Origin of the sequence: Psychromonas saccharinae (assembly GCF_051201515.1) — a bacterium.
Classification (GTDB): Bacteria; Pseudomonadota; Gammaproteobacteria; order Enterobacterales; family Psychromonadaceae; genus Psychromonas.
The window spans coordinates 3,959,567-3,984,383 of sequence record NZ_CP195153.1; the positions used below are offsets into that span (position 1 = coordinate 3,959,567).

At 31.7% G+C, this 24,817-nt stretch carries 24 protein-coding genes; 2 read left to right on the top strand and 22 right to left on the bottom strand.

The genetic code is table 11. From position 1 onward, the window contains the following. The first annotated feature begins 62 nt into the window (after nt 1-62). Nucleotides 63-1,106, top strand: coding sequence for a Stealth CR1 domain-containing protein (locus ACR30L_RS17695; RefSeq protein ID WP_435235554.1), 1,044 nt, complete (start codon nt 63-65; stop codon nt 1,104-1,106). A 77-nt stretch (nt 1,107-1,183) separates the two neighbouring features. Here ACR30L_RS17695 and ACR30L_RS17700 read toward each other — a convergent pair whose 3' ends face one another. The 22 genes from ACR30L_RS17700 to murI all read right to left on the bottom strand — a co-directional run bounded on the left by ACR30L_RS17700 (nt 1,184) and on the right by murI (nt 23,265). Further along, nucleotides 1,184-2,080: a glycosyltransferase gene (locus ACR30L_RS17700; protein WP_435235555.1), complete on the bottom strand. Its 897-nt coding sequence runs from the start codon at nt 2,078-2,080 to the stop codon at nt 1,184-1,186. Between the two features lie 39 nt (nt 2,081-2,119). Next, nucleotides 2,120-3,109: a glycosyltransferase family 2 protein gene (locus ACR30L_RS17705; protein ID WP_435235556.1), complete on the bottom strand. Its 990-nt coding sequence runs from the start codon at nt 3,107-3,109 to the stop codon at nt 2,120-2,122. A 71-nt stretch (nt 3,110-3,180) separates the two neighbouring features. After that, the gene (locus ACR30L_RS17710) at nt 3,181-3,792 is read right to left on the bottom strand and encodes a sulfotransferase family 2 domain-containing protein (RefSeq protein ID WP_435235557.1); all 612 of its coding nucleotides are present in this window, start codon (nt 3,790-3,792) and stop codon (nt 3,181-3,183) included. 38 nt (nt 3,793-3,830) lie between these two features. After that, the gene (locus ACR30L_RS17715) at nt 3,831-4,550 is read right to left on the bottom strand and encodes a glycosyltransferase family 32 protein (protein ID WP_435235558.1); all 720 of its coding nucleotides are present in this window, start codon (nt 4,548-4,550) and stop codon (nt 3,831-3,833) included. An 89-nt stretch (nt 4,551-4,639) separates the two neighbouring features. Then, the gene (locus tag ACR30L_RS17720; RefSeq protein ID WP_435235559.1) at nt 4,640-5,644 is read right to left on the bottom strand and encodes a glycosyltransferase; all 1,005 of its coding nucleotides are present in this window, start codon (nt 5,642-5,644) and stop codon (nt 4,640-4,642) included. Then, nucleotides 5,645-7,099 (bottom strand): lipopolysaccharide biosynthesis protein, encoded by a 1,455-nt coding sequence (locus tag ACR30L_RS17725; protein WP_435235560.1) that lies wholly within the window; start codon nt 7,097-7,099, stop codon nt 5,645-5,647. Then, entirely contained in the window at nt 7,096-7,548 is a 453-nt protein-coding gene (locus tag ACR30L_RS17730; RefSeq protein ID WP_435235561.1) for a GNAT family N-acetyltransferase, read from the bottom strand. The genes ACR30L_RS17725 and ACR30L_RS17730 overlap by 4 nt, the downstream gene beginning before the upstream one ends. 3 nt (nt 7,549-7,551) lie before the next feature. Beyond that, the gene (locus ACR30L_RS17735) at nt 7,552-8,265 is read right to left on the bottom strand and encodes a WbqC family protein (RefSeq protein WP_435235562.1); all 714 of its coding nucleotides are present in this window, start codon (nt 8,263-8,265) and stop codon (nt 7,552-7,554) included. Beyond that, nucleotides 8,258-9,526: a polysaccharide pyruvyl transferase family protein gene (locus ACR30L_RS17740; protein WP_435235563.1), complete on the bottom strand. Its 1,269-nt coding sequence runs from the start codon at nt 9,524-9,526 to the stop codon at nt 8,258-8,260. The genes ACR30L_RS17735 and ACR30L_RS17740 overlap by 8 nt, the downstream gene beginning before the upstream one ends. A 102-nt stretch (nt 9,527-9,628) precedes the next feature. After that, nucleotides 9,629-10,708 (bottom strand): DegT/DnrJ/EryC1/StrS family aminotransferase, encoded by a 1,080-nt coding sequence (locus ACR30L_RS17745; protein ID WP_435235564.1) that lies wholly within the window; start codon nt 10,706-10,708, stop codon nt 9,629-9,631. A gap of 458 nt (nt 10,709-11,166) precedes the next feature. After that, the gene (locus tag ACR30L_RS17750) at nt 11,167-13,062 is read right to left on the bottom strand and encodes a polysaccharide biosynthesis protein (protein WP_435235565.1); all 1,896 of its coding nucleotides are present in this window, start codon (nt 13,060-13,062) and stop codon (nt 11,167-11,169) included. A gap of 193 nt (nt 13,063-13,255) precedes the next feature. After that, entirely contained in the window at nt 13,256-13,816 is a 561-nt protein-coding gene (locus ACR30L_RS17755; protein ID WP_435235566.1) for a sugar transferase, read from the bottom strand. A 16-nt stretch (nt 13,817-13,832) separates the two neighbouring features. Next, nucleotides 13,833-14,792 carry a UDP-glucose 4-epimerase family protein gene (locus tag ACR30L_RS17760; protein WP_435235567.1) on the bottom strand — a complete coding sequence of 320 codons (960 nt, stop codon included), beginning with the start codon at nt 14,790-14,792 and terminating at the stop codon, nt 13,833-13,835. Between the two features lie 2 nt (nt 14,793-14,794). Next, entirely contained in the window at nt 14,795-15,532 is a 738-nt protein-coding gene (locus ACR30L_RS17765) for a glycosyltransferase family 2 protein (RefSeq protein ID WP_435235568.1), read from the bottom strand. A 212-nt stretch (nt 15,533-15,744) separates the two neighbouring features. Continuing rightward, on the bottom strand, nt 15,745-16,704 hold the full coding sequence (locus ACR30L_RS17770; protein WP_435235569.1) for a glycosyltransferase family 9 protein: 960 nt from the start codon (nt 16,702-16,704) through the stop codon (nt 15,745-15,747). Nucleotides 16,705-16,754: 50 nt separating this feature from the next. Next, entirely contained in the window at nt 16,755-17,792 is a 1,038-nt protein-coding gene (locus ACR30L_RS17775) for a glycosyltransferase family 2 protein (protein WP_435235570.1), read from the bottom strand. Next, the gene (locus ACR30L_RS17780) at nt 17,752-18,900 is read right to left on the bottom strand and encodes a glycosyltransferase family 9 protein (RefSeq protein WP_435235571.1); all 1,149 of its coding nucleotides are present in this window, start codon (nt 18,898-18,900) and stop codon (nt 17,752-17,754) included. The genes ACR30L_RS17775 and ACR30L_RS17780 overlap by 41 nt, the downstream gene beginning before the upstream one ends. After that, nucleotides 18,901-19,599, bottom strand: coding sequence for a class I SAM-dependent methyltransferase (locus tag ACR30L_RS17785; protein WP_435235572.1), 699 nt, complete (start codon nt 19,597-19,599; stop codon nt 18,901-18,903). Between the two features lie 218 nt (nt 19,600-19,817). Beyond that, nucleotides 19,818-20,618, bottom strand: a complete 801-nt coding sequence (locus ACR30L_RS17790) for a sulfotransferase domain-containing protein (RefSeq protein WP_435235573.1) — start codon at nt 20,616-20,618, stop codon at nt 19,818-19,820. Further along, nucleotides 20,615-21,937 carry a flippase gene (locus ACR30L_RS17795; RefSeq protein ID WP_435235574.1) on the bottom strand — a complete coding sequence of 441 codons (1,323 nt, stop codon included), beginning with the start codon at nt 21,935-21,937 and terminating at the stop codon, nt 20,615-20,617. The genes ACR30L_RS17790 and ACR30L_RS17795 overlap by 4 nt, the downstream gene beginning before the upstream one ends. Before the next feature lie 114 nt (nt 21,938-22,051). Continuing rightward, nucleotides 22,052-22,312: a YkgJ family cysteine cluster protein gene (locus ACR30L_RS17800; protein WP_435235575.1), complete on the bottom strand. Its 261-nt coding sequence runs from the start codon at nt 22,310-22,312 to the stop codon at nt 22,052-22,054. Between the two features lie 77 nt (nt 22,313-22,389). After that, nucleotides 22,390-23,265 (bottom strand): glutamate racemase, encoded by an 876-nt coding sequence (murI, locus tag ACR30L_RS17805; protein ID WP_435235576.1) that lies wholly within the window; start codon nt 23,263-23,265, stop codon nt 22,390-22,392. A gap of 277 nt (nt 23,266-23,542) precedes the next feature. On the opposite strand from murI, the gene trmA reads away from it, so the two are divergent. Then, nucleotides 23,543-24,640 carry a tRNA (uridine(54)-C5)-methyltransferase TrmA gene (trmA, locus tag ACR30L_RS17810; protein ID WP_435235577.1) on the top strand — a complete coding sequence of 366 codons (1,098 nt, stop codon included), beginning with the start codon at nt 23,543-23,545 and terminating at the stop codon, nt 24,638-24,640. Nucleotides 24,641-24,817 lie beyond the last annotated feature (177 nt).

Below are 24,817 nucleotides of genomic sequence, written 5' to 3' on the forward strand. Positions count from 1 at the left end.
CTTCTTCTAAAATTAAGGTATTATACCTGTATTAAATTGATTATCTTTACGAGCTTGCACATATGCCATTAAAAATAGACTTTGTTGTCCCTTGGGTCGACCCGACAGATGAAGAATGGCAAAAACAAAAAGAGAAATATAGTAAAGAAAGCACTGGTGACAAAAGCAATAAGCGCTTTCAAGATCTAGAAACGCTAAAGTATGTTTTTCGCTCGATAGAAAAAAACTGCCCTTGGTACAATAAAATATTTTTAATTACTTGTGGTCATGTACCTAAGTGGCTCGATATAAATCATCCAAAAGTAGTTATCGTTACACATGATGAACTGTATTTTGACAAAGGTGACTTACCTACATTTAATTCACAATCTATAGAGATGAATCTTCCAAATTTGAAAGGACTTTCTGAACATTTCATTTATTTAAATGACGACTTCATTATTATGAATAAATTAAATCAAGGTAGATTTTTCATCCAAAATAAGCCCATCGATTTTATATCTCATGGCTGGATAAAACGAGGAAATATATTTCAACTATTGAAAGGATATAACCCTTGGATAAAATCATTAAACAACTGTTTAAATTTAATAAACAGTCGTTTTTCCTCTGCATATTTGAGCTCCAAAAATCTATACCATTCAAGTTATGACCTAAAAACTAAAGTAAGTAATTTTTTATTAAAAAATGTCTATAAGAAAATACTATGGTTAGAGCACTGGCATCATCCACAGCCTTACTTATTATCTGAATTGTATAAAGTACATAACGAGTTTTCTAAAGAAATGAAGCTCTGCTCTAATAACAAGTTTCGGAGTGATAATGACCTGCTTCAATATATATATCGGTATTGGCATTTAGCCTCTAATAATTTCACTCCATATAAACATAATGATGGTTATGTATTAATAATTAGGGATGACAAATCACTAAAAAACGGACTTTCAGCAATAGTAAAAAATGAAAACTTAAACTTTGTTTGTTTTAATGACCAAATGACAGATGCAGCTTCAGAAGTAGAATTTAATTTAATTAAAACAACTGTGCAATGTTATTTAAAAAAAATATTCCCTAAAAAGTCATCTTTTGAAAATCTGAGTCAATAATTTCCAGCAGTAAATACCCGACTTCTACTTTCAAATATAATAATGCGCTAAGTCTATGGACTCAAAGGGTTACAATGTCACTTTTTATAGCGTTTTTTTTCTAATAGTAATAGATTTTTCAAAGAAGCTTTAAAGCGTGTAGGAAAAAATAGCAACCTTCCCATTAATAACAATTTGAAGAGAGTAATTATTGTTTTTAAATTTATAATACGCCAATACCTTTTCAATATACGCAAAAAAGGCTCTTGATAATATATTTGACCACACTGATATAATAAATCATTTCTGTGCATTGAGACTTTATATCTTGTCTTAAGAATTTTTGGTTCAACAAGGGTTGTTAGACTGCCCTTTCTTTTAGTTATACAATAAATTGCTTCATCACTAGCATTAATTTTTTCTACTCTTAATGCTACCTCTAAAGAAAACATCACATCATTAGAAGCAATAACTTCATCAAATTGAATAGAATTATTTTTCAAAAAAACATTTGAAATTAATCTACTCCAGGAGGCGTAAAAAGAAAAATTAATTTCTTCACCTCCATTCCTTAAAAAATACTTTACAAGCTTTTGATAATGAATATGCCTAGTTGAAATTAGGCCTGTTTTCAAATCTACACTAGTAGGAGAGAAATATATTACATCGAAGTCTTCTCTTGCATTTTCATCAAGAATATCAAAAGCACTGCTTGTAAAGAAATCATCTGAATCTGCAAATAACAACCACTTTGCTGTAGCGTGCTTTAAGCCAATATTTCTACAGGCGCCTGCACTTTGAACACCTTTATCATTTATAAACAATGAGACGTTGTGATTAATAAAAGCTGATAAATCTAAAATGGAATCACTATTATCATCAACAATAATAATTTCTATATCATCTCGTTTAGGGATAGAACTTAAAAGCTTTTTCAGATTATCAAAATCATTAAAATGAGGAACAATAATTGAGTATTTATAAATCATAAGCATATAATTTTTCAGTATATCAAGAAAATTAACTATCACTATTTAAAAGATTACATAGAGGGACTTCTTTAACACTAATACAATTCTTTTCTGTATTAGATTCCTAAAAATAAAGTAGTAAACATTCTTTAAATGGGGTTTTAAATAATTGATTTTAAATGGTGTTAATTTAAAAACACACACGAACAACGAAATACTTTTTGTGAAACTTAAAGAATCAAAGCAATACATTATATGGCCTAAAATTTTTTTATGTACATATATAATATTTTTAGAGGTTACATCATCATACTTTCCACTTAAAACCTCGTTATATAACTCTTCAGCTATTCGACAATAGCCATTCGCATGTTTATCTGTAACAGAAACCTGAGTTATAGAACCCGGTCTAATACGCCTATAATATATTATATTGTTATCATTAACAGCTCTTTGAACAACGTTATTAACAAGTAACTGTACTGTAAATAAATTATCTTCATGGTAAATTCCAGGAAAAAACCTTAAATTATCCAGAATCTTACGCCTTACGACATACAGACAAGCGGAGGCGATAAATTGCTCTCTAACACATGAATTGAACAACTCTCTTCCCGCCATTATTTTAGTTGAAGAACGGGAATATCGAGACTCTATAGTATTAACATATCTCCCTTTATCATCAATAATTAGTGCACTACCACAATATAAATCTAATTGTTCACTATCCATTCTCTTAATAATATAGCTTATAGAGTTATCAGGTAAAAGATCATCGCTATCAACAAATTGTATATATTTTCCTGAGGCTCTTTCAATCCCTCTATTTCTTGAAATGGATAGACCTGAATTTTCAAAAGAAAATACTTTAACGTTATCATTGCTCTTAGAAAAAGAAGTTGCTATTTCTAAACTTTTATCGTTCGAACCATCGTTAATCACTATGATTTCAGAGTCTATATTATCTTGCGCTAATATAGTTTCAATACACGCAGATAAGTATTTTTCATCATTATAAACAGGAACAATAAAGCTAATATCTGGTGTTAACAAATCCCCATATCCTTGTATCAATAGTGTTCTATAAAAAAATATACTTAAGTTAAATTGTATATATCCTGTGATTAATTTATCAAAGTAAGCTTGAGGCTAAGCTTTTTACTATAATTAAATCTTTCGTAATCATCACCATACAATGAGAAAACTTTATCTATATTTTCCTTTTTCACAAGAGTTTTTGTATTAAAATTTAAACTTTTATTTTTATGCTCTAATACCCCCTTCACTCCTAACTTAGAACACATATTAGAAAAATCATTTTCAATATTTTCAAACTTCCCAATAAAATCCATGTCACAGTTCACATAAGATACTTGCTTCCAAAAAAAATAATGTTCATTTACAAGCTCTTTAGTTAAGAAATTTTCTAAAAAATCATCAAAATTTTTACACTCTTTCATAAATGATATTGAAGTGTTAGGATTTTCCTTTATATGTGTTATTGAATAATGATATGTAGATAAAAGCCTTTCTAATGGATCTCGAACAAACGCAACCTTTTGATATTTTTTGAATTTTATCGGGTGTATTAGTTTCAATTCATTACAACTAAAATGCCATGGATCACCAGCATATAAAGCTTGGCAAATACTAGTTCCTGCCGTTTTAGGAATGTGAACATAAATCACTTTATTTTTATCATAAAAACTCTTGTATACTCCTTTATCTCCAATCACAGATCTAAGCACCTCTTTTACGACATTTTTTCTCATTTTTACTTCAACTCAGTTAGTCTACATTTATTTAGTAAAATCAAGCTTAACCTCTTAAGTTTTCTATATATTAATTTAGCTTTAGAATTATTTGTCCAACTCGCCATATAATGATGGATAGTAAATGTATCCTCTTTTATATCTTCATAAAATAAATTATTTAACGGTCTTGCTGGATCATAAGGGTTATATGGATAAAATACGTGCTTAGGAAAAACTTTAATTCCCTCGACTATATAATGGGTATTTTTATCGAGCCCGTAATTAGCAAAAACAGCAGTAGAGACTCTTGGAGAAGTTTCAAATTTCCATTCATCAGCTAAACGATCCATATAACTTAGCATTTCTCCAAAAATTTTTGTCTTTTTAACTGCGCCCATTATTGCGTTGTTAATGAACTCCTCTTGAGAAAAACCAATAAACCCATTACATTTGTCTAAGTCTAAAAGATCTAAGCTCTTAACAATTTCTACATCCGTATCAAGATATATACCACCATGCACATATAAAGCCCATACTCTTATATAATCAGAGGCAAAAGCGTAATGATTAAGAGACAATGCATTATTAACATATTTAAAATCATGAGGGATATTAGATTCATTCCATTCTTTTATTTCATAATCAGGCTGCTTTTCTCTCCAGTTTTTAATACATTTTAAAACCAATTCCGGTTTATCGCCTCCAAACCAACAATAATGAATCTTCTTCGGAATATACATGTGTTATTTCTCATAGTGTAGTTAAATGATGCAATCACAATGCTAATTTAAAGCGTTGAGATTTTCTATCGAGTATTTTTAAATAAATTTCAACTTTTTTTAAAAAACTTGAGTAGCTCAATAATAAATTTAATATGTTTTTTTACATATAAAGAACCTTTCAAAGATTTTAGCTGATACACTATTGCTTTCATAAAACTATGTTTCTGGATATATAACAAACTTAATTGAAAATAAACAAACTGAATTTTATATACAACATATTTAGATTCCGTATCCGATAAATAAGAACTCAATTCAAGTAATGAATCTAACATTTTTAAATTAAAGTTAATCTTGTGATCGATATGAGAAAGTAAAATGGAGGACCAAGATCCTTCGACACATTTTCTATACACGCTCATTTTTGCAGGCAAATATAATACACCTTGCCTACCGGACAAAGCTTCAATAAAAAAATCACCAATTGGGGCTGCATAGATAAAAGAAGGGATATTTTTCAAAATTATTGTTCTGACCATTAACGAAGCAGTAGGTGAAAATTGCCCTGCTGTTTTGTACAATTGTATATATTCAATGAGCTGGATCTTATTTCCTCTTTTGGGGAAACTATGTTTATTACTCAACTCTTCAAATTCTATTATATGCCCATCATGAATACAAAGGTTAACATTGGGATATTCTTTTAGTAAATCAACTTGTAAGTTAAGTTTATTTTTATCACACCAATAGTCATCCCCTTCACACCATGCTAAAAACTCTCCTTTAGCAAAAGAGGTCATATAGAACCCTGGTTTAAAATTGCCTTTTGAATATTGATTTTCAGTTTGATAAATTGGCTTTATTATTTTTGGATATTTAAGCTGATATTCCTTAACGATCTTAGCAGTTCTGTCTTTAGACGCATCATCATGAATAATAACTTCAAATGCAAAATCTGTTTCTTGCATTAAAAAGCCTGTTATTGCATCTTCGATATAAAGTTCATGGTTATAAGTCGCGCAGATAACGCTCACAGCGACTGTTTCTTTATCGTTCCAAGAAGCGATTATTTCTTTTTCACTTCTTAGTTTTACCGTTTTTATATCTAGCATTTACAACCTAATTTTATTTTTCATAATGGGACGGATTAACTTACCAACTTCATTAATAGATTTTGTTTCCAACATGAAATTTATAAAAACAAAGAGAAAAAGAAAAACGAAAGATTTCATCAGAAAATCTATAAGCATTTCGAGTTCTAACGTATTACTAACCTGATATGTTACTATCGTTGCAATTATTCCTATTCCCATCTGAGTCAATATAGGTTTAAATAATAATAAAGCATTCATATTTAGTTCTGTTTTAGCAAAAATGATATTCAAACTAACGCCAAGAGATGCAACTAAAACTAATCCATATAGATACATTTCTATACCATTGTAATAAGCATTTACAAAATTTAACGTATGCAAACTTTTTTTCATTATTTCTAACTTCAGGAAAGCTTTCGAATTCCCTCTGCTGCTTAGAACATTAACAAGTAATGAACTAATTGGATAGGCGAAACCACTCAGAATAAGAATTTCCATATACTTAACAGAAGGTAACCATTTCGCTGAAAATAAAAAAACAATCAACTCTTCTGAAGTCAAATAAAGTCCACCTAACAATAAAAAGACAACAAAACACAATACATTTAAAGATTTTAGAATTACATTTCTAAATCTTGGTAAATCTTTCTGAATTTCACTTAAAATGGGAAACATCACGGTCATTAAACTACCTGAACTATACTTAATGACAAGTGTGTTAAACTGTTTTGCTCTTTGAAAATAACCTAAAGTATCTGCTGTAAATACTTTCCCTATAATCAAGAAATCAATACGTGTAAATATCGCATCGAGCAAACCCGACAAGAACATACGAAAACCAAATCCCCATAACTGTTTTAACGCTTTAAATGAAAACGCTAATGAAGGTTTCCACGTTGTAACCTTCCATAAAATTAAATTATAAAATATCCCCTGTGAAATAGTCTGAGCGACGAGACTCCATACACCAAAACCTTTAAAAGCAAAGCCAATACCAACAAACCCACTTAGCATTGATGAAATTGAGCTGACTTTCGTTAATAATGCGTAGTTCAGTTGCTTTCTTAAACATATTGCCTGCACGCTGCTAAAGGCGCTAATGATAAATAGCACACTAATAACTTGAGCCAATGGCATTAAAGTAGGATTATTATAAAAACTAGCAATATAATCAGCAGAAAAAAACGTTATACAGGTTAATAAACTTGCAATGGTGATATTAAAATAAAAAACAGAAGAGTAATGGATAGGCAACACTTTTCGTCTTTGGATTAACGCCCCCCCCAAGCCAACGTCAGTAAAAACTTGAGCGACACCAATGATCACCATGATCATGGCGATTAGACCAAAATCACTTGGCTCTAATAACCGAGCAAGGAATATCGTAACAATAAATCCTATACCTTGAGTTGATAGCTTACCAAAAAAATCCCAGATAAAAGCGTTAATGCCTTTTGATTTTAAGTTATTCAATATATATCTCTATTCAACTTTTTAAACATATATCTAGAAGAATTATTTCTATTTGACCTATCAACAAATATATATCCATTTTTTGTGTAAAAAGAAATTGCTCTTTTGTTAAGCCAATTAACTTCTAAATACAACTCTTTTACACCAATTAACATTAGCTGTAACTCAACTTCTCGCAATATAGTCTTAGCTAATATCTTTCCTTTAAAATTATCATCCACACAAATCGAAGATAAAAATGAGACTTTATCTGAATTATTTATATAAAAACAAGCATGCCCTATATCTTTTTCTGTATACGCAAAAATATTGTGGCCTTTAGAAGACAATTTTCCGGAGTAATCTTTTAAATTAATTCGCTCACTTAATGGCGGAGTGAAACAGTCATCATTCTTTAAAAGAAAATTGTAAATTCTCTGCTTCTCATTGCAATATTCCAATTTAAACATGAACTAAATAAGTTCCATTTCATTTAAAAGAGCTTTGGTTTTATTAACTCCATTAAACATAATCACATCAATTATTGACAAACTTTCAACAAAGCTTTTCCCCCCCTGATCATATTGTACATTTCCGACTTTCTGGAAAAACAACTCGATCCCCGCTACAGAGAAGCTGCTTTTATTATACAACTCTCTCCCTCCTATTGGATTAATATATCGAGAAGCATTTAATGACCTACAAATAGCAATAACCTTATCTTGACCTTTTAATACTGAGTCAATATTCATAGAAGACGATATTATAAGTTTTGTTTTAATATTTAGTGTTTTAGTAATATAACGAATAGAATGAAAGATAAAGTCGAACAAATTGTCACTTTGGATGGTAAAACAATGAGTTAATATATCCATACCTTCATTAAAGTAAGGAGCTTTAATGTAGGCGCCCTCGAATTTCCTGAGCAATTTAGTCTTTTCATTCACAAATTGCTCTGACATGTATCTATCACATACATTCAAGTAGTCAGATCCTTTCTTAAGCGGCAAAGAAAAAAGGGAATCACGCCCATTATTTAATATCCTATTCCGATTTATCCAACCTTTTTTTGTGTATTGAATATCGTCATAAACAACAAATATGTCAACAGCATTTATTAATTGCCAATACCCTATATAAGGTAGAAAATATGGCTGCATGATTGCTATAGTTTTCGATTTAGGCATTAGAATATACTTTTAATAACTCAAAATTTTGTTTGGCAATTTTTTTTACTTCGGGAATTTTTCCCTGCAAGAATTTTTCATAGTTAATACGTTGACTCCAGCATTTTGTTACTTTCAGGATAAGATCCTTGCTTAACGAAGGATCTGCAACATACTCAGAGACTCCAACAACTGACGCAAAGCCCAATAATTTGTGAGCTTTAGGTTCATGTCCGTAATCAATAATAACTGTTGGAACAATTTGTGACAAAGCAGCAACTGCTGCATGAACTCTTCCACTCACCAACATATTAAAGCTACCAATAATCGCCTTTGTTTGCCAAGCGTCATAAACTTTATTTAAAACAAAGAAATCATGTGCTATTCCACGCTTCTTTACTACTTCCTCTAGCTGTTTTGTCACCAGATAATCTCTACCATGGATCAATTTAAAGTCAGTTACAGGTACATCAAATCCGTTAGAGTGAGACATAATGCACACTTGCAATCCCAGTTCAACTGTTAAGTATTCGATTATCTCTGCAAATTTGACATAATCAGAATCTTCTCTAGGCCATTTGTCAAATGGACCTTCTTCAAAGTTCCAACCACATATAATAAACCCAACAATAGGTTTTTCTCTATTTTTCAATTTTAAGCCATCAGATTCTATTTTAGTTAAAATCTCATTTATATCGCAGGGCTCAAATAAAAATGCAGGACATGCCAAAGTTTTAGTATTTGCCATCTCAAAACCTTCTTGAGCTAATAAATCTGTACTTATTGGCTCTCTGTTAGTTACCAAATCGAAATTTTTATATACATCAAGAGCAAGTGCTTTAGTTTCATCATCACCAAATGGTCCTGGTGACCCAGCAAGCATAACTACTTTTTTTCCCAAGTTTTGCGCTATTTTATTTTTCAACAAACCAATTTCAAATCGATTGTTACCAAGAAAATTAGCATTATCCCCCCAAATATCTCCACTAAAATCAATAACTAAATCAGAATTCACGACTTCATCTATGAAAGGGGTAGATTTTATTAAAGAACCTGATCGTTTATATTTTTCAGAAATAGCTAACTCTTCTTTAACCATTTTAAGTTCATTATCCACCCAACCATAATATAACTCGAGAGGAACTACTGTAACATTTTCAACATTGCAGAACCTTTGTGATAACTGCATTGTTGTTTTAATTTGTGCGTTAGGGAATGTATTATGTAACTCTCTGAAAAATGGTTCCATAATATAGTAATTCCCGATATTACCAAATTCCATTCGTCCCCAGTGCAAGCTGCACTGCCCTATGATTAATATCTTCATACTCATAACAATCCCATATGTAAACTTTAACGAACTGATTCCACTTATTAGAAATAATTAATACAAGGATTTTCTCATCAAAATTATAATTTTTTGAACGTTATTCAAAGTCATGTGTGCATGCATCGGCAAGCACAAAATACCACCTGCTACTTCTTGGCTATTTAATGTTCCATAATTACCACCATCAACAAAAACTTGCTCTAATGATGGTGAAAAATAATGACGGCTTTGAATGTGATTTTCTGAAAGAGTATCAATGACTTTATTAAGCAGCGCTTTGTTTTGAATTCGTATTGGCATATAAGCCCCATTTACATTCGCTTGAGGATGCCAACAGGGCATTTCTACAACATCCTTTAACCCATGACGATAAGTATTAAATAAATTTGCACGGTGATCTAAAATATTATCCATTTCATCTAAGTTAACTAACCCAACTGCAGCTTGGTATTCATTTAATTTGCCATTAAATCCAACATCTATCACACCTTTCCCCTGCTTTATACCAAAGTTGATAAGTGCTTTGGCTTTATCAAAGTGAGCTCTCTTTTTAAATACGACCGCCCCACCTTCAATGGTGTGAAATACTTTAGTGGCATGAAAGCTTAATATACTGGCATCACCATAATTAAGTACCGATTCATTATTTACTTTTATACCAAAAGCATGCGCAGCATCGTAAATAATATTGATATTTCTAGCGCTACTCAATTTATCGAAATAATCTATGTCACAAGGGTTACCATAAACATGAGTCGCAACCACTGTGTCAGCCTTGCAACCTTTTATATAAGCGTCATTAACCGCTATAGGACAGAGGTTATAACTATTTCTATCTATATCACAAAATTCGACCTCTTTTTGTTGCCATTTAAATGCACAAGTTGTCGCGACAAAACTAAAAGGAGTTGTAAGCAGTGATTTTGTTCCGAGAGCTGCGCCCGCGACTTGAAGTGCTGTAGTTCCGTTATTAACTAATAATAAATTCTTTACCCCTAAATATGCTTCAAGACGAGCTGTCAATTCATCATGTAGAGGTCCGAAATTTGTATACCAACCATTATAATTAATTTGCTCCAAATATTTTTGCAACTTTTTAAGGTTAGGTTTTATTGGGCTATTTAAGGCAATCATATTAATTTATTACACTCACTTGATATTTCTCATACACTACATTTACTAGGTAACATATTTATGTGCTTTATTATAAAATTCAAAAGTCATTATTAATAAATAAACTCTGTAATAAGTTACAAATAAAGTACGTACAAAAATAAATTAAGGCTCGGTATCTAGCTCTAACAGTTTAATTACCGCAAAGTGCTTATTGAAGGGGCAATACAACAGTCCCCCGCAATTTCTCTACATTGCATATTAATATTCACCATTTTAAAATAATGAATTGTAACATTTTACCAGATAATAATTGGTAAGAACGGATTTACATTATAAATCTACACTGTTAATAAAAAGGGCGCATTGTAATAAATATCACTGAGATTCCCGATAAAACCTCTCGGGAATGACGGAATAGTATTGTAGTCGCTATCTCTGAGACTCCAGATAAAACCATTCGTAAATGACATGGGACATTATTCTTTCCCAGCTTTCCAAACTAAATCTTCAATCTCACCTGTTGGATTGTAACCGGTTGGCGTTTCTAATAGGATTTCGCGAATAGCTTGATGGTCAAAGTCATGACAGGCTTTATCAAGTTTCTGCAAAATCAATTTATATTCGCTATACGGTAAAAATTTTTCATGGGCAGTCAGAATACGTTCGTGTTCAGTGTTATCAACGTCATCACCAATCAACAACTCTTCATATAGCTTTTCTCCAGGGCGTAATCCTGTAAATCGTATTTCAATATCGCCATAGGGGTTTTCTTCTGATTTTATCTCTAGCCCAGAAAGCTTAATAAGGTTGGTAGCTAAATCAACTATTTTAACCGGTTCCCCCATATCAAGAACAAACACATCTCCGTCATTCCCCATAGCTCCTGCTTGGATCACTAACTGAGCGGCTTCAGGAATCGTCATAAAATAACGAATAATATCGGGGTGAGTAATGGTTACATAATTACCCTCTGCAATTTGACGTTTAAATAGAGGCACAACGGAGCCAGAAGAGCCTAAAACATTACCAAAGCGAACCATACAAAATCGAGTATGCGTTTGTGTATCTGCTAATGATTGCAGGGTTAATTCGGCCATACGTTTAGTTGTTCCCATGATATTAGTGGGACGTACGGCTTTATCTGTAGAGATCAACACAAAGGATTCGACCTTTGCCTCAATCGCTGCCAATGCCGTATAATAAGTGCCAAAAATGTTATTACGCACGCCTTCGACAACATTATATTCAACTAATGGGACATGCTTATAAGCAGCTGCATGGTATAACGTTTGTACCTTAAAACTTTTAAGCACAGCATGGAGTCGATTTTGCCTTTGCACTGAACCCAATAAAGGGACAATTTCAACGGTAAGGCTTTGCGCTGTAACTAGTTCAGATAATTCTTTATCTATCTGATACAGCGCAAATTCCGATAACTCAAATAAGACCAAACGACTTGGTGACTGTTGAATAATCTGACGGCATAGTTCAGAGCCTATAGACCCTCCAGCCCCGGTTACCATCACCACTTTATTCGTAATATTAGCACGCATTAATTCGGGTTTAGCGGGCACAGCATCTCGCCCCAATAAGTCTTCAATCGGGACATCACTTAAATGATCGATTGAAGCATCTCCATTAACTATCTCATCAAAACTCGGAATCGATTTCACATCTACAGGCAGCTTAACAATGGAACTAATAATCTTTTTCCGTTCTGAGCGAGTTGCACTTGGAATGGCTAATAAAACTTTAGTGACATCTTTTTTCTTTACCAACTCAAATAAATCTTCTCGTTTATAAACCGTTAAACCATTCACAACGGATCTAAATAAACGCTTATCATCATCAACAAAGCCAACTGGATGCAAATCACTCCCTTGACGCAGTAAATTGACTAATTGTCGCCCCGATTCTCCGGCACCATAAATAACAACACATTGTTTTTTCCCACAAACTTTTCGAGAAACAATCTCGCGAATAAATAAACGAGCCCCCCCACAAAGTAGCAAAAGATACGTGCCATAAATAATAGGAACAGATCTCGGCAGAAATGCTCCCCAAAAATAGCCCAGTACAATTAAAATAAGTGCAGAAGTAAAACAACTAATAACGATCGTTAATAATGCATGAACACTTACATAACGCAGCACTGCGCGATATAAGCCCACACGGATAAATAAAAATAGTGTTGCGATTAATAGAAGTAAAAATAATTGCCAATATTCATGATGGTTAAGCAAACTTACATCACCCAATCGTGTAAGAAAAGCCCCGTAAAAAGCAATAAAAATAAAGAATGTATCGGCAGCAACGCTAATTATACGTTTATAAAATCGGGGAATAGATAAAAGAGGGCTAATAAGTGTCATGGAATCCTTGCTCATACTGCATGAAGAAAATTTCAAACGTTAAATATCACTTTAAAATCACTAATCAACTAACATCGCATAAACAAATGCATCAATCGAGACTATAAATATTAAAGCACCATAGATAGAAAACTATAGTCATAAACGCTATAAATTGTGCAGCAATATATCATAAAAATCGAATAAGTTATTATTAACTAACACGATCTCCTGAACCGCTTCCTGTCGCAGTCATAATAATATATTTAAAATAATCTGTAATCGTTAATGTTTGAACCATCTTCTGATCGGTTTCAGCGAGTAACTTTGGGGTAGACATATCAATAGTATTCACTTGAGCAAGCCCTGTAATACCAGGAAGCACTCCATAAACACCTCGACTATCACGCTCTTGAATTAACTCTTCTTGATTAAATAAATTTGGACGTGGGCCAACAAAGCTCATTTCTCCTTTTAATACATTTATCAGCTGTGGCAACTCATCAAGTTTCGTTTTTCTGAGAAATAAACCTAATTTAGTAATGGAAGCACTACTTGCTAGATGACTTGCCACGGATTTCGTATCAACAGTCATGGTACGGAATTTAATTAGCTTAAAAGGACGTTTGTTTTTGCCCACCCGCTCCTGAATAAAAATAGGTGAGCCCGTATCAAAATAGCCAATAATAGTGACGATAATTAAAATTGGAAAAGTAACTAAGAGACCAAAGAAAGCCATAAGAAAGTCGAAAGTTCGAATTAGAATTGAGTTCATCTGTTAATTACTTCTATTATTTGTTTATATTTATATTTGCAAGAAAAGCATCAGCTGTTTTTTTCATGCATTCAGCAGCACTATAGGGTGGTTGCCAGTTTAACAGTTCTTTCGTTTTAGATATATCAACTTGCAAAGAACCACATAAACGTTGCGATATAGCAGGTTTTCCTGTTAATTTAGCCACCAACGTAAACCATGAACTTGGGATTGGTAATAATCGACTTCGTACGCGTAAGGCAATCGCCATATTCGTTAATAATTGAGTTGTTGATATATCATTATCATCTGACACCAAAAAGGTTTGATTAGCCGCGTTCGGATGTTCAATACAAGTTAGAATTAAATCCACCAAATTATCAATAGAAACCAAACTACGTTTATTCTGCTTAATTCCACCTAAAGGCAAAGGAATCCCCTTACTGACCCATTTCATCATAGATGCAAAATTTGCTTTTACACCAGGGCCATAAACTAGCGGCGGTCGAATAATTACCACTTCCATCCCAGTTTTTTCTGCTATTTTACGTAAACCAATTTCCGCTTCATATTTACTTAACCCGTAAGGATCACTTGGTATAAAATTACCTCCAGGCCTAAACGGAGCATCAATCTCAGTAAATTCCCCATTTACTTTAATAGAGCTAATAAAAATAAAACGTTTAACGCCCGCATCTGCTGCTTGCTGAGCAAGGTTAAGCGTCCCATAAGTATTTACTTCACGAAATGCCTCGAGGGGATTAGCAGAGTTATCATTCATAACGTGTACACGGGCGGCGCAGTGGATGACGATTGAAATACATTTTAGAGCACTTTGATAGTTTTCTTTTGCATCTATATTCGCAACAAACTGCTTCGAAGTAGGTACAACGAAACTTTTAATTCGACCTAATAAACAAACATTTCGTGTCGATAAAGTAGTTAATAGTCGCCCACCAAGAAATCCAGAATAACCGGTTAATAAAATGCCATTCAAGGTTATTTCCTCAATTTAGCAAAGGTAAAACACAAAAGATAATATATAGATTGAAAATAACTTAAATTTTGTGAGCGGTATATTTTATACATATTAAATGCTTTTTTAACTTTATTTTTCGACAACGATCCTTTTACAACCGTATACGAAGCTAATATTCCAGAATAGCGATAAGCAGTTATCTCACTTTTCATTATCTGCAACCACAAAGCCCAGTCTTGGCCTCTTCTAATCGCAGGCATATACAACTTCCCTAACTCATATTGATTAAACGCGACGGTTAAACAGCCAATGGGACAACTTTTTAACAAATCATGATATGTTAAAAACTCGGGAGTACGCCTTTCTTTAATAATATCTCCACTCTCGTCATCAACTTCATAGTAATCACCATAACTAAAAGCGATATTTTCATTTTCCATAAACTCAATTTGCGATCTTAACTTATCTTCAGCCCACACATCATCTGAATCTAAAAATGCAATATATTTTCCTTGTGCAACTGCAATACCTTTATTCCTAGCGACACCGGCTCCTTGGTTCTCTTGTGAAATGATTTTTATATGTGGATATTTTTTTTCAAGAGAGCGTAAAATACGTAATGAATCATCAGTAGAACCATCGTCAATAATAATATGTTCTAATACTCTTATTGACTGGCTAGCAACACACTCTACCAGCTTTCTTAAATGCTTTTCAGCGTTATATGCTGGTGATATTACGGATACGAGATTGTTCATTAATTCTCTTCATTGAGTACATTGATGTATAAATCAAGCTATCGGCTATGCTCTATTACTGTTCACTTTATAAAAAATAAAGTTACATTCTTATATGGATTACACAAGTGCAGAGAGAAAATTATTTATAGAATGTAATTCATTAATTTTTATAATTTTCTCTTTGAACTCTGCATAGATATACTAAATTAGTATCTTTAGCAAAAATATACTTAATTATTATTGTTTAAAATATTAACCATTTTATTAAACACAAGATTCACTTCATTATCCTCACTCTTTTTTTGAAAGTTAATGATATGAGACTTCTTACTATAAGGGTATATTTTATTAGGCATCGCATGAGACATTTTTGAAAATATTGTTAAAATATTAACATCAAAGCACGAAGCAATATGGCCTAGACCAGAATCATTGGTTAGAAAAAGTGTCATCTTAGAAATTACTGCAGCAGTATTATCTAACTTGCTATCAACAATAGTAACATTAGGACTTTTTGATTTAATTTCATTCCCGACATCTCTTTCATCTGGACCTATAAAAATAAAAAAAATAATATTTTTAAATTTTTTTTGTAAAAGGCAGATCAACTTCAAATACTTTTCTAGCTCCCACCTTTTATTTGCAAACTTTTCATTACACCCCGGATGAATCCCCACTAACAATTTATTTTGGTAAGGTGCAATAAAATTATTTGCATAAGCTATATTTTCATGTTTCAAATAAAAGAAAGGGCTCACATCTGCATTGCATTCATTAATTAAAGTAATTAAATGTAAATTAGACTCAACTCGATGAACATCATCATTTTTTTTAATTTGTTTTGTATACCAAGGAATGCGAACTTGAGCAAATTCCCCTATTTTATTTTTGCCATTCAAAAATAAAAAAAGCAGTGACATTTTTAATACAGAAGTCCCCGATGAATGTAAAATATAATCATATTTGGTCTTTCTTAATTGTATGAGTAATTTCAAATTATCTTTAATACTGCCTTCAAAATAATAAATATTATTTATATATCCACTGCCTACAATTGGTGCAAGAGCGAATTTTTGTAAAGCCACAAAATCAAGTTGAACATTCGGGAATATTTTTTTTAGCTTAACTAAGGAAGGTGTTAGCATTACCATATCGCCAAGACCAAAGGTATGAATTATTAATATTTTCATAAATTGTTCTTTACCTTATAAACAACACGGTACTGAAAAATTTTTCAATTTTAAGCACGTTTATACTTATAATAGAAGTGCGACAGTAGCTTTTTAAGTAAGTAGCTAGGAATAGTAAAATAAAATTTCATCAAAAACTTTGTATTTACTTGATATTCAGAACGGATGGCTTTAAGTTCTTCTTGTTTAAATTTGATTTGATTTTTTATACTGCTTGATATTCCATCCGTACGGAAATGAATAACTGCAATATTATAGCAAGTAGTTGGACTATTCTTTTGCGCACTCAAAAAGAATTTAAAATCCATTCTAATTTTATAATCAAGAGAATACCCCCCCACTTTCTTATATAAACTTAGCTTAACTAATGTTGCTTGATGAGCAGGACGCGCATTTTTAAATTTTTCTTCAGGGCTCATTTGGTCTGATGAAATGGCAATATCCTTTAATTGATAATCTGGAAATACATTTCCCGTATCAGTTTGAGATTGAAATGCAGTAATATCAGCTCCAATTTTTGTTACCATATCAGCAAGAGAATACTTATCTAAAAAACTATCCCCGCTGTTTAGCATTAAAACATAATCTCCAGTAGCTAACCTCAGACCTTTATTAAACGCGTCACTAATTCCTTTATCAGGTTCACTTGCCCAGTAATCAATTTGCCCTTCATACTTTTTAACAATGCCTAAAGTACCATCAGTAGAGCCCCCATCAATAATAATATATTCCACATTATCGTAATCTTGATTTAAGACACTTAGTATTGTTTCCTTTAAATGCATTTCACCATTGTAAACAATTGTGACGATTGATATTAACGGCTTATCTTTATATGAATGCTTATAGTGGTCTTTAGTTCTTAAGCCTCCTTCACCAATACGATGATTGTTTTCAGGTAAAAACAATACTGAACGAAATTTATCTTCTATTTTATATTCGCATATTTGCCTTCTCTTTGAAAGCAACCTTGTAGTGCTAAATTTTTCATCTAAATAAATTATTATTTTATTCCTACTAAATTTCTGGGTATAAATACAATTTAATTTACCCGAGTACACTCGCAATTTTATTTCTAACGCTATCAATCATAATTTGATTAATATCTAAATGACTATCAAAGTCATAGTTATTAGAAAGTTTTTCATAACTAGTTAAATTGCTTTCAATTTCAGGGTGATAAATAACATGATAATTTTCTGTTATATTTTGTGGGTAGGGAGTGAATCTTCCATAGTGTTTTCCATTATAAATTACAAAAACATTTTTCATTCCTAAAGTAATTCCAAAATGAGGAGCTGAAGTTTCATTTGATACTATCAAGCTCCCATTATCGATAACATAAAGCAATTCCATCAATGTCGTTTTACCAACTAAATCTAAAAAAGGAAATTGGCAATTATTTTTAAAAATTTCGGCATCTTCTTTATCGCTGGGACCACCGCATAATATAATTTCGTAACAATATTTATCTTTTAAAAAACTAGCTATTTGTACAAACTTCATCACATCCCACTTTCTATAAGATTTACTCGCTCCAATAAAAATAACTGCATAATTATCCGGTAACTTATAAGGTAATATTAAAGAAGGTAAGGATATATGAGGACTCTGAAGATCTATTTTATCCAAAAGAAAATTCTCAAAAAACTCCTTGTTTCTATCAAATTCAAATAAGACTCTACTATCAGCATCAATTAACCGATCATAATATTTATCACTTATATTTTTTTGCCATTTAGTTATATTTGACAAATCCCCCATACTGCCGATTTTTTGTTTTGCATTAACAATATGAACAAGAAAATCACCATAAAAAAATTCGCGGCTATAAACAGGACTTAAAACAAGTTCATAACCTTGGCTAGTAATCTCACGAAGCTTTTTATATCGATATAGAAAATTGCGAGTGAATTTATTTCTATCTAGCCAAATAAATTTATTAACAAACTCAGCATCTAACTCTTCACTTATACTCTTCCAAGCAATATTTCCCACCAGAGTGATTGAGTGATTTTTATACTTTTCATTTTTTCTCAATTCTTCAATATAGTTTCGAAAAAGAACATAGTCACCAATTGCATCTAGTCTTATTAATAATATTGATGTAGGTTTAATCTTACTCGATGATGATATTAATATAGTTATAAAAGAAAAGATTATACTCTTTAAAAGCATTTTTATTCTTTTAAACATTTATTTTTTCACTATCACAGAAAAAACTGGGTTCAATATTTCAGGATTTAAATTGCCATTTATTTTTCTACTAAGTTGAACTTTTTTCCAATAAATATTTCTCAACATTTTTAATATTTTAGTTTTCCAATTATTATTGACAAACTCTTCAAACCCTTGAAAGTAAAACTTTTCAAAACCAGCTGTAATTAGAACTTGGGCTAAACTATGCTCAATGTAACCTGCAACATGAGTAATATCATTATACATATGTAACTGCCCATCGGGAGCTTGAAGATTAGGAACTTGAATTATAAATACCCCATCATCTGCTAATGCATTCCGAACACACTTTAAAAATTCAACAACAAACTCTCTTGGTATATGCTCTAAAACATCAATTAGAGTAATCAACTTATACTTGTCTTGATGTTTTTTTAAATACAACCCACTATCTTCAACTAATTCACAATTTAACCCCAAAGATTTACAAAATTTTATAGTACTAGGACTAATATCAATTCCTAAATAATTTTTATATCCCCATTCTGCATAGCACGAGAGCATTTCACCTCTGCCAACTCCAATATCTAACACTGCATCATCTTTATTAGCAGGAAAATAGTTTCTATAATTCATTTCAAACTGTTTAAATTTAAAAATAGCTTGCTTCTCTTCACCAAAACTATTTTTAACATAATTGTCAAATATTTCTTTCATTACATCCCTTCGATTATTATCTATTGCTAATAACAATTCTTAAATCTAAAATTTTTATGCAGATATTATAATACTTTTTATCGCTTCTAGCTGCTTGCAGTTGAACATAATAATTACTCTATAAATGATTATGTTCAATAGACTGATAATTTCTCATCCACCAATCTAGTATTTCATAGTTCTTTGATTCTAACGCGTTATTTATACTAATATTAATTTCAATTCTTTAGCAATTCAGGATAGAAGTACTCAATTTCATCTTTTGCAACAAGAGTTATATATTCTTTAATATCAGCAGTTAGTAATTCTTCTTTTCTTTTTTTATTCTTTTTACCCACAAAAGTCATAGAATAGTTTGGATTACTATCTTTGTAATGTAGTTCAAGTTGAGACATTTCATCAAGTGATGAATATTTCAATGCTTTCTGCAAAACCTCAACTAAAACTTCAACTCCTAAATTTTCATATAATTTTTTTATTTCTAGTTCAGCATTAGATAACAAATTTTCATACTTAATAAAATGTAACCTTTGTGCATCTAGTCTTTTGTAATGCCAACTATTAATATGATTTTTCCATGCAACAATACCGTTATTACTTTTTACAAACTCTTCAAATGTGAAGTTTTGCCCATGATCAGTTAAGAAATTATAATAACTCACCATAACATCAAATGGATTTCTAATTAAATAAACTACAAAATAATAATATGGATTATATTTAGAGTGTGATTTAATAAACGATCTATTTAAAAACCGATTAATATTTATCCCTTTGACCTGATGTATATCAGGCAAATATTTATGATGATTATAAAATGTAATCTTTTCTCTCTTATCAATTAATTGTAACTCTATATTTCCAATAATATTCTGTAACCAAGTAATACCACTCTTTGGAAACTCAACAATATAAATATCATCATGCATTGGATTCTTAGGAAGCATATTTTTGTACTTTAAGTATCTTAAATACTCTTTACCGCCTTTGGCTAATTGCTTTAAGCTTTCTTTTATCATTTGAACTCTTTTATTTTATAAAATGTAAATATAGCTTCTGTTTGCATTCTAAAATTTATAATCGTTTTTGAGGACAATAAATTTCCAAAATAAGTAGCGATGGAGTAAGAAATAAGTGTTGCGTAAACAGCACCGATAAGGCCATATTTTTCTATCCAATATAAATTTAAAAGTATATTTATCAGAGCACCTGCAAATAATCTTATAGTCGCTATATGCTGCAAATTTTCTGATATATACCATTTCCATGAACCATTATTCAAAAAAACAAACATTATTGACCATACATACAACTGTAACAATGCGATAGACTCTGTATATTGCTCACCATAAGTATATAGAACAATATAATCTGACAAAAAATAAATGAAAGTTGATATTACCAAAGAGATAAATACGAGTAGTCTATATAAATTTTTTATTCTGTTGATATATATAGTTTGTGATGTTTTTTTGGAGTTTATAATAGCTGGAAATAAAGAATTCGTAATTGCTACTGTTATAAACAACCACATTTCACTAAACCTTACAGCTACTGCATAGTAACCAATTGCTTTATTCCCAAGCATGTTACCAATCATAATTTGGTCTATTTTCATATATAAAGCTATAGCTACCCCGGAAAGAATCATAGGCCAGCTTTGCTTTAGTAAATATTTTACTTTATAAAACTTAAACTTCCAATTTGAAAAATCTAAATGTTGTATTTTATAAAAATATATTAACCCGACTGCTACGACTAAAGTGTCTATACAAACAACGCTTGCGAAAAGTATTAAAGGAGCATCATTTAATATCAAAATAACTTTCAATATAGAAGATATTAATAAACTAATTGTATTTGCCATAACAACATATTTTGACAGAACTCTTGATTGAAAATAAAAATCAATAACATTAAAGCTTTGGAAAACTACTGATAATGATATAATTAATATCAATAAATTTGTAAAATAATCATGATTAGTGAATTGTATCGCAATCAATATAACAATGATCATAATAAAAAAACCGACTAGCTTTAGAACAAAAGTAGTACCTAGTAAAACGTCTCTGTCCCCTTCATTATTTAATAACTCTTTTACAACTATTGAATCTAAACCTAATGCAATAAAAACTGTAAATAAACCTAAAAAACTTTGTGCATAACTAAAAAGTCCAAATTGTTCAGGTCCTAAATATCTTGCAACCCAAATACCAACAAAAAGTCCAACGACCATACGTAGTATCTTTTCTGCAAACAACCATGAAGTATTCTTAAAATACCTAATGAAACCTTTATGGTGTTTTAATTCTTTTATTTTTGAAAGAAAAACCATTAATGTAAATTAACCTCTAAAATTATATTAAGTATCAACAAACCATTGTATACCTTAATGTTTACCTAAATACTGTAAATCTTGACTCTAAAAACTAATTTTATATTTATAGTATTAATAATTAGGCGCAGTTTCTAACTCTAACCGCTCTATTAATACCAACGCCTCTTCCCGTGTATCTCCGCAAACATCTAGCCCTGCTTTAAAATCATCACACAATTGTGGACGATCGGGATCACCAAATATGTTACATAAATTATCATCACTTAAGTTGAAGCAACGTATACCTGCAGGTTTTCCTTCTGGCATATTAGGCAATGGTGTGTTTATTGAAGGCGCGATGCAGCAAGCTCCACAATTTTGTCTACATTGCATATTAAAGATCATCATTATAAGGAAAAGTTGGATGATAGCATTTTATCTAGGAAATTATATTATCTATCAAACATAGTTCAGGGGGTCTCGATAAAAAGGCTGGGTGTGACCGGTAGCTTCGCTGCTGTTTTTTGATTAAGTGGATCATCTTTATATTGGGATAATGATGTAAAACCATAATCCTTAAATCGGTGTTGTAATACCTGTAGATTTGCCTTTTCAGCTGAACTATATGATTTGGTGTAGAATGCGATATGTTGATTATTATCTATATTATTGGACTGTTCAGCGAGCAACAGTGATACTCGATGCGCAATTGCTTTTCCTGAATCTACTAAGGTCACTTGATGTTGAAAACATGCTGCAATTTCTTCTTTTAATAGAGGAAAATGTGTACACCCTAATACAATGATATCAGGTCTAACAGGTAAACTTAGCCAAGGCGCTAGTATTTTATTCAAGCAGTTTACATCTATCGGCAAGCCGTGGAGTTTGTTTTCAGCTAGTTTGACAAGCTCCGTTGAACCAATTTTTAAGACTTCAAAATTAACAGCAAACTGTTCAATTAAATGTACAGTGTAATGACGGTGGATAGTTGCAGGTGTTGCTAATAATCCTATCACGGCATTTTTAGTTAGTTGTGCAGCGGGTTTTATTGCAGGCACAACGCCAACAATAGGAACCGATAAATGACTTCGTAACACATCTAAAGCGACAGTACTTGCTGAATTACAAGCAATAACGATAAGGTCAACGGGATGTTTGTTTACAAAGGAAAGTAATAATGCTGTTAGTCGATTAATTAGAAAGTCATCTTCAAGTTCGCCGTAGGGAAAACAGGCATTATCAAAGAGGTAGTAACTATTAATATTCGGGTTTACATGGATAATTTCTTGGTAAACTGATAGCCCACCGACACCAGAGTCAAAAATCAAAACTTGCTTTACTGTCATTTATTTAATCATCGTTTTCGATATGTGGCTCGATTTTACGCTTTTTATATTGAATGCCAATTTTAAGTTTGGCGTTATTTTGAAATATTAAATTAGATACTGGAAACCCGAAATAATTAATATCGAATAAAACTTGTTTAGCGAAGCTTAAAAAATCTCTGGGACTAAAATCTTATCACAGATATATTTTTTAATAACAAGCGCCTGTTATCTTTCATCTTGCCTCTTCCTTCTTGCTACTTTACACTTCAGTGAATTACTAAATAGAGAGGTTAAAATGAGTTTGCAATTTGTTGATCCAGATAATTATGAAAAGCAATTAAATGCTAAAAAAACACAATTCAACGAGCAATTTGCGACGTTTAATCTCCCCACATTAGAATGTTTTGCATCACCTAAACAAAACTACCGAATGCGCTCTGAATTTCGTGTTTGGCATGACGGTGACGATCTTTATTACATTATGTTTGATAAGGAAACAAAGCAAAAAATTAGAGTCGATCAATTTCTACCAGCCGGCATGCTTATTAATAATTTAATGCCGAAACTTATCACGCTGTTAAAATCATCTGACATTTTACGCCGTAAACTATTTCAAGTAGATTTCTTATCAACCTTAAGTGGACAGGTTGTTGTTAGCCTGCTCTATCATAAACAACTCGATGATCAATGGCTTTCGGAAGTTAACCGAATCAAGTCCGAGCTATCGAATGAATTTAACATTCACTTTATTGGACGAGCAAAGAAACAGAAAATCTTAGTAGATCAAAACTATGTTGTTGAAAAATTAAATGTCGATGGACAAGTGTTATTTTATCAACAAATTGAAAATAGTTTTACTCAGCCTAATACTGAAGTCTCGATAAAAATGCTGGAATGGGCGATTGACTGTACCCGTGATAGTCAAGGTGATCTATTAGAACTTTATTGTGGTAATGGTAACTTTTCATTAGCGCTAGCCAAAAACTTCAATAAAGTGTTAGCAACGGAAATAGCGAAACCTTCGGTGCATTCTGCTCAGTTTAATATTGCTAAAAACAATATTGATAATGTCACAATTATTCGCATGTCTGCTGAAGAGTTTACTCAAGCGATAAATGGCGAGCGTGAATTTAATCGTTTAGAGGGGATTAATTTAAACGATTATCAGTGTAATACTATTTTTGTAGATCCGCCTCGCGCTGGATTGGATGATGAAACAGTTAAGATGGTACAAAATTACGAAAATATTTTATATATAAGCTGTAATCCAGATACTTTATATAACAATCTTGAAGTGTTTAACCAAACCCATGAAGTGAAACGTTTTGCTTTATTTGACCAATTTCCCTATACGCACCATACGGAAGCAGGTGTTTATTTAGTTAAACGGTAAAGCAGCTGTCAGCTTTCAGTTGTTAGTTTAAGAGTTATGCATTCCACGGCGAGTTTGCCGACAGACAAGAGCTCACGAACGGGCTAAGTTCTGCATACCCTGGATGAGCATGGGAACGAGAGTAATAGCAGTAGCAAGCTACGATAAAGAGGTTTAGCATTTCGAAGCTCTAGGCTC

Excerpts from the sequence above, each read along its gene's own strand:
- ACR30L_RS17695 (WP_435235554.1), top strand. The coding sequence starts at position 63 with ATGCCATTAAAAATAGACTTTGTTGTCCCTTGGGTCGACCCGACAGAT.
- ACR30L_RS17700 (WP_435235555.1), bottom strand. The coding sequence starts at position 2,080 with ATGCTTATGATTTATAAATACTCAATTATTGTTCCTCATTTTAATGAT.
- ACR30L_RS17715 (WP_435235558.1), bottom strand. The coding sequence starts at position 4,550 with ATGTATATTCCGAAGAAGATTCATTATTGTTGGTTTGGAGGCGATAAA.
- ACR30L_RS17720 (WP_435235559.1), bottom strand. The coding sequence starts at position 5,644 with ATGCTAGATATAAAAACGGTAAAACTAAGAAGTGAAAAAGAAATAATC.
- ACR30L_RS17730 (WP_435235561.1), bottom strand. The coding sequence starts at position 7,548 with ATGTTTAAATTGGAATATTGCAATGAGAAGCAGAGAATTTACAATTTT.
- ACR30L_RS17735 (WP_435235562.1), bottom strand. The coding sequence starts at position 8,265 with ATGCCTAAATCGAAAACTATAGCAATCATGCAGCCATATTTTCTACCT.
- ACR30L_RS17740 (WP_435235563.1), bottom strand. The coding sequence starts at position 9,526 with ATGGAATTTGGTAATATCGGGAATTACTATATTATGGAACCATTTTTC.
- ACR30L_RS17745 (WP_435235564.1), bottom strand. The coding sequence starts at position 10,708 with ATGATTGCCTTAAATAGCCCAATAAAACCTAACCTTAAAAAGTTGCAA.
- ACR30L_RS17750 (WP_435235565.1), bottom strand. The coding sequence starts at position 13,062 with ATGACACTTATTAGCCCTCTTTTATCTATTCCCCGATTTTATAAACGT.
- ACR30L_RS17755 (WP_435235566.1), bottom strand. The coding sequence starts at position 13,816 with ATGAACTCAATTCTAATTCGAACTTTCGACTTTCTTATGGCTTTCTTT.
- ACR30L_RS17765 (WP_435235568.1), bottom strand. The coding sequence starts at position 15,532 with ATGAACAATCTCGTATCCGTAATATCACCAGCATATAACGCTGAAAAG.
- ACR30L_RS17770 (WP_435235569.1), bottom strand. The coding sequence starts at position 16,704 with ATGAAAATATTAATAATTCATACCTTTGGTCTTGGCGATATGGTAATG.
- ACR30L_RS17780 (WP_435235571.1), bottom strand. The coding sequence starts at position 18,900 with ATGTTTAAAAGAATAAAAATGCTTTTAAAGAGTATAATCTTTTCTTTT.
- ACR30L_RS17785 (WP_435235572.1), bottom strand. The coding sequence starts at position 19,599 with ATGAAAGAAATATTTGACAATTATGTTAAAAATAGTTTTGGTGAAGAG.
- ACR30L_RS17790 (WP_435235573.1), bottom strand. The coding sequence starts at position 20,618 with ATGATAAAAGAAAGCTTAAAGCAATTAGCCAAAGGCGGTAAAGAGTAT.
- ACR30L_RS17795 (WP_435235574.1), bottom strand. The coding sequence starts at position 21,937 with ATGGTTTTTCTTTCAAAAATAAAAGAATTAAAACACCATAAAGGTTTC.
- ACR30L_RS17800 (WP_435235575.1), bottom strand. The coding sequence starts at position 22,312 with ATGCAATGTAGACAAAATTGTGGAGCTTGCTGCATCGCGCCTTCAATA.
- murI (WP_435235576.1), bottom strand. The coding sequence starts at position 23,265 with ATGACAGTAAAGCAAGTTTTGATTTTTGACTCTGGTGTCGGTGGGCTA.
- trmA (WP_435235577.1), top strand. The coding sequence starts at position 23,543 with ATGAGTTTGCAATTTGTTGATCCAGATAATTATGAAAAGCAATTAAAT.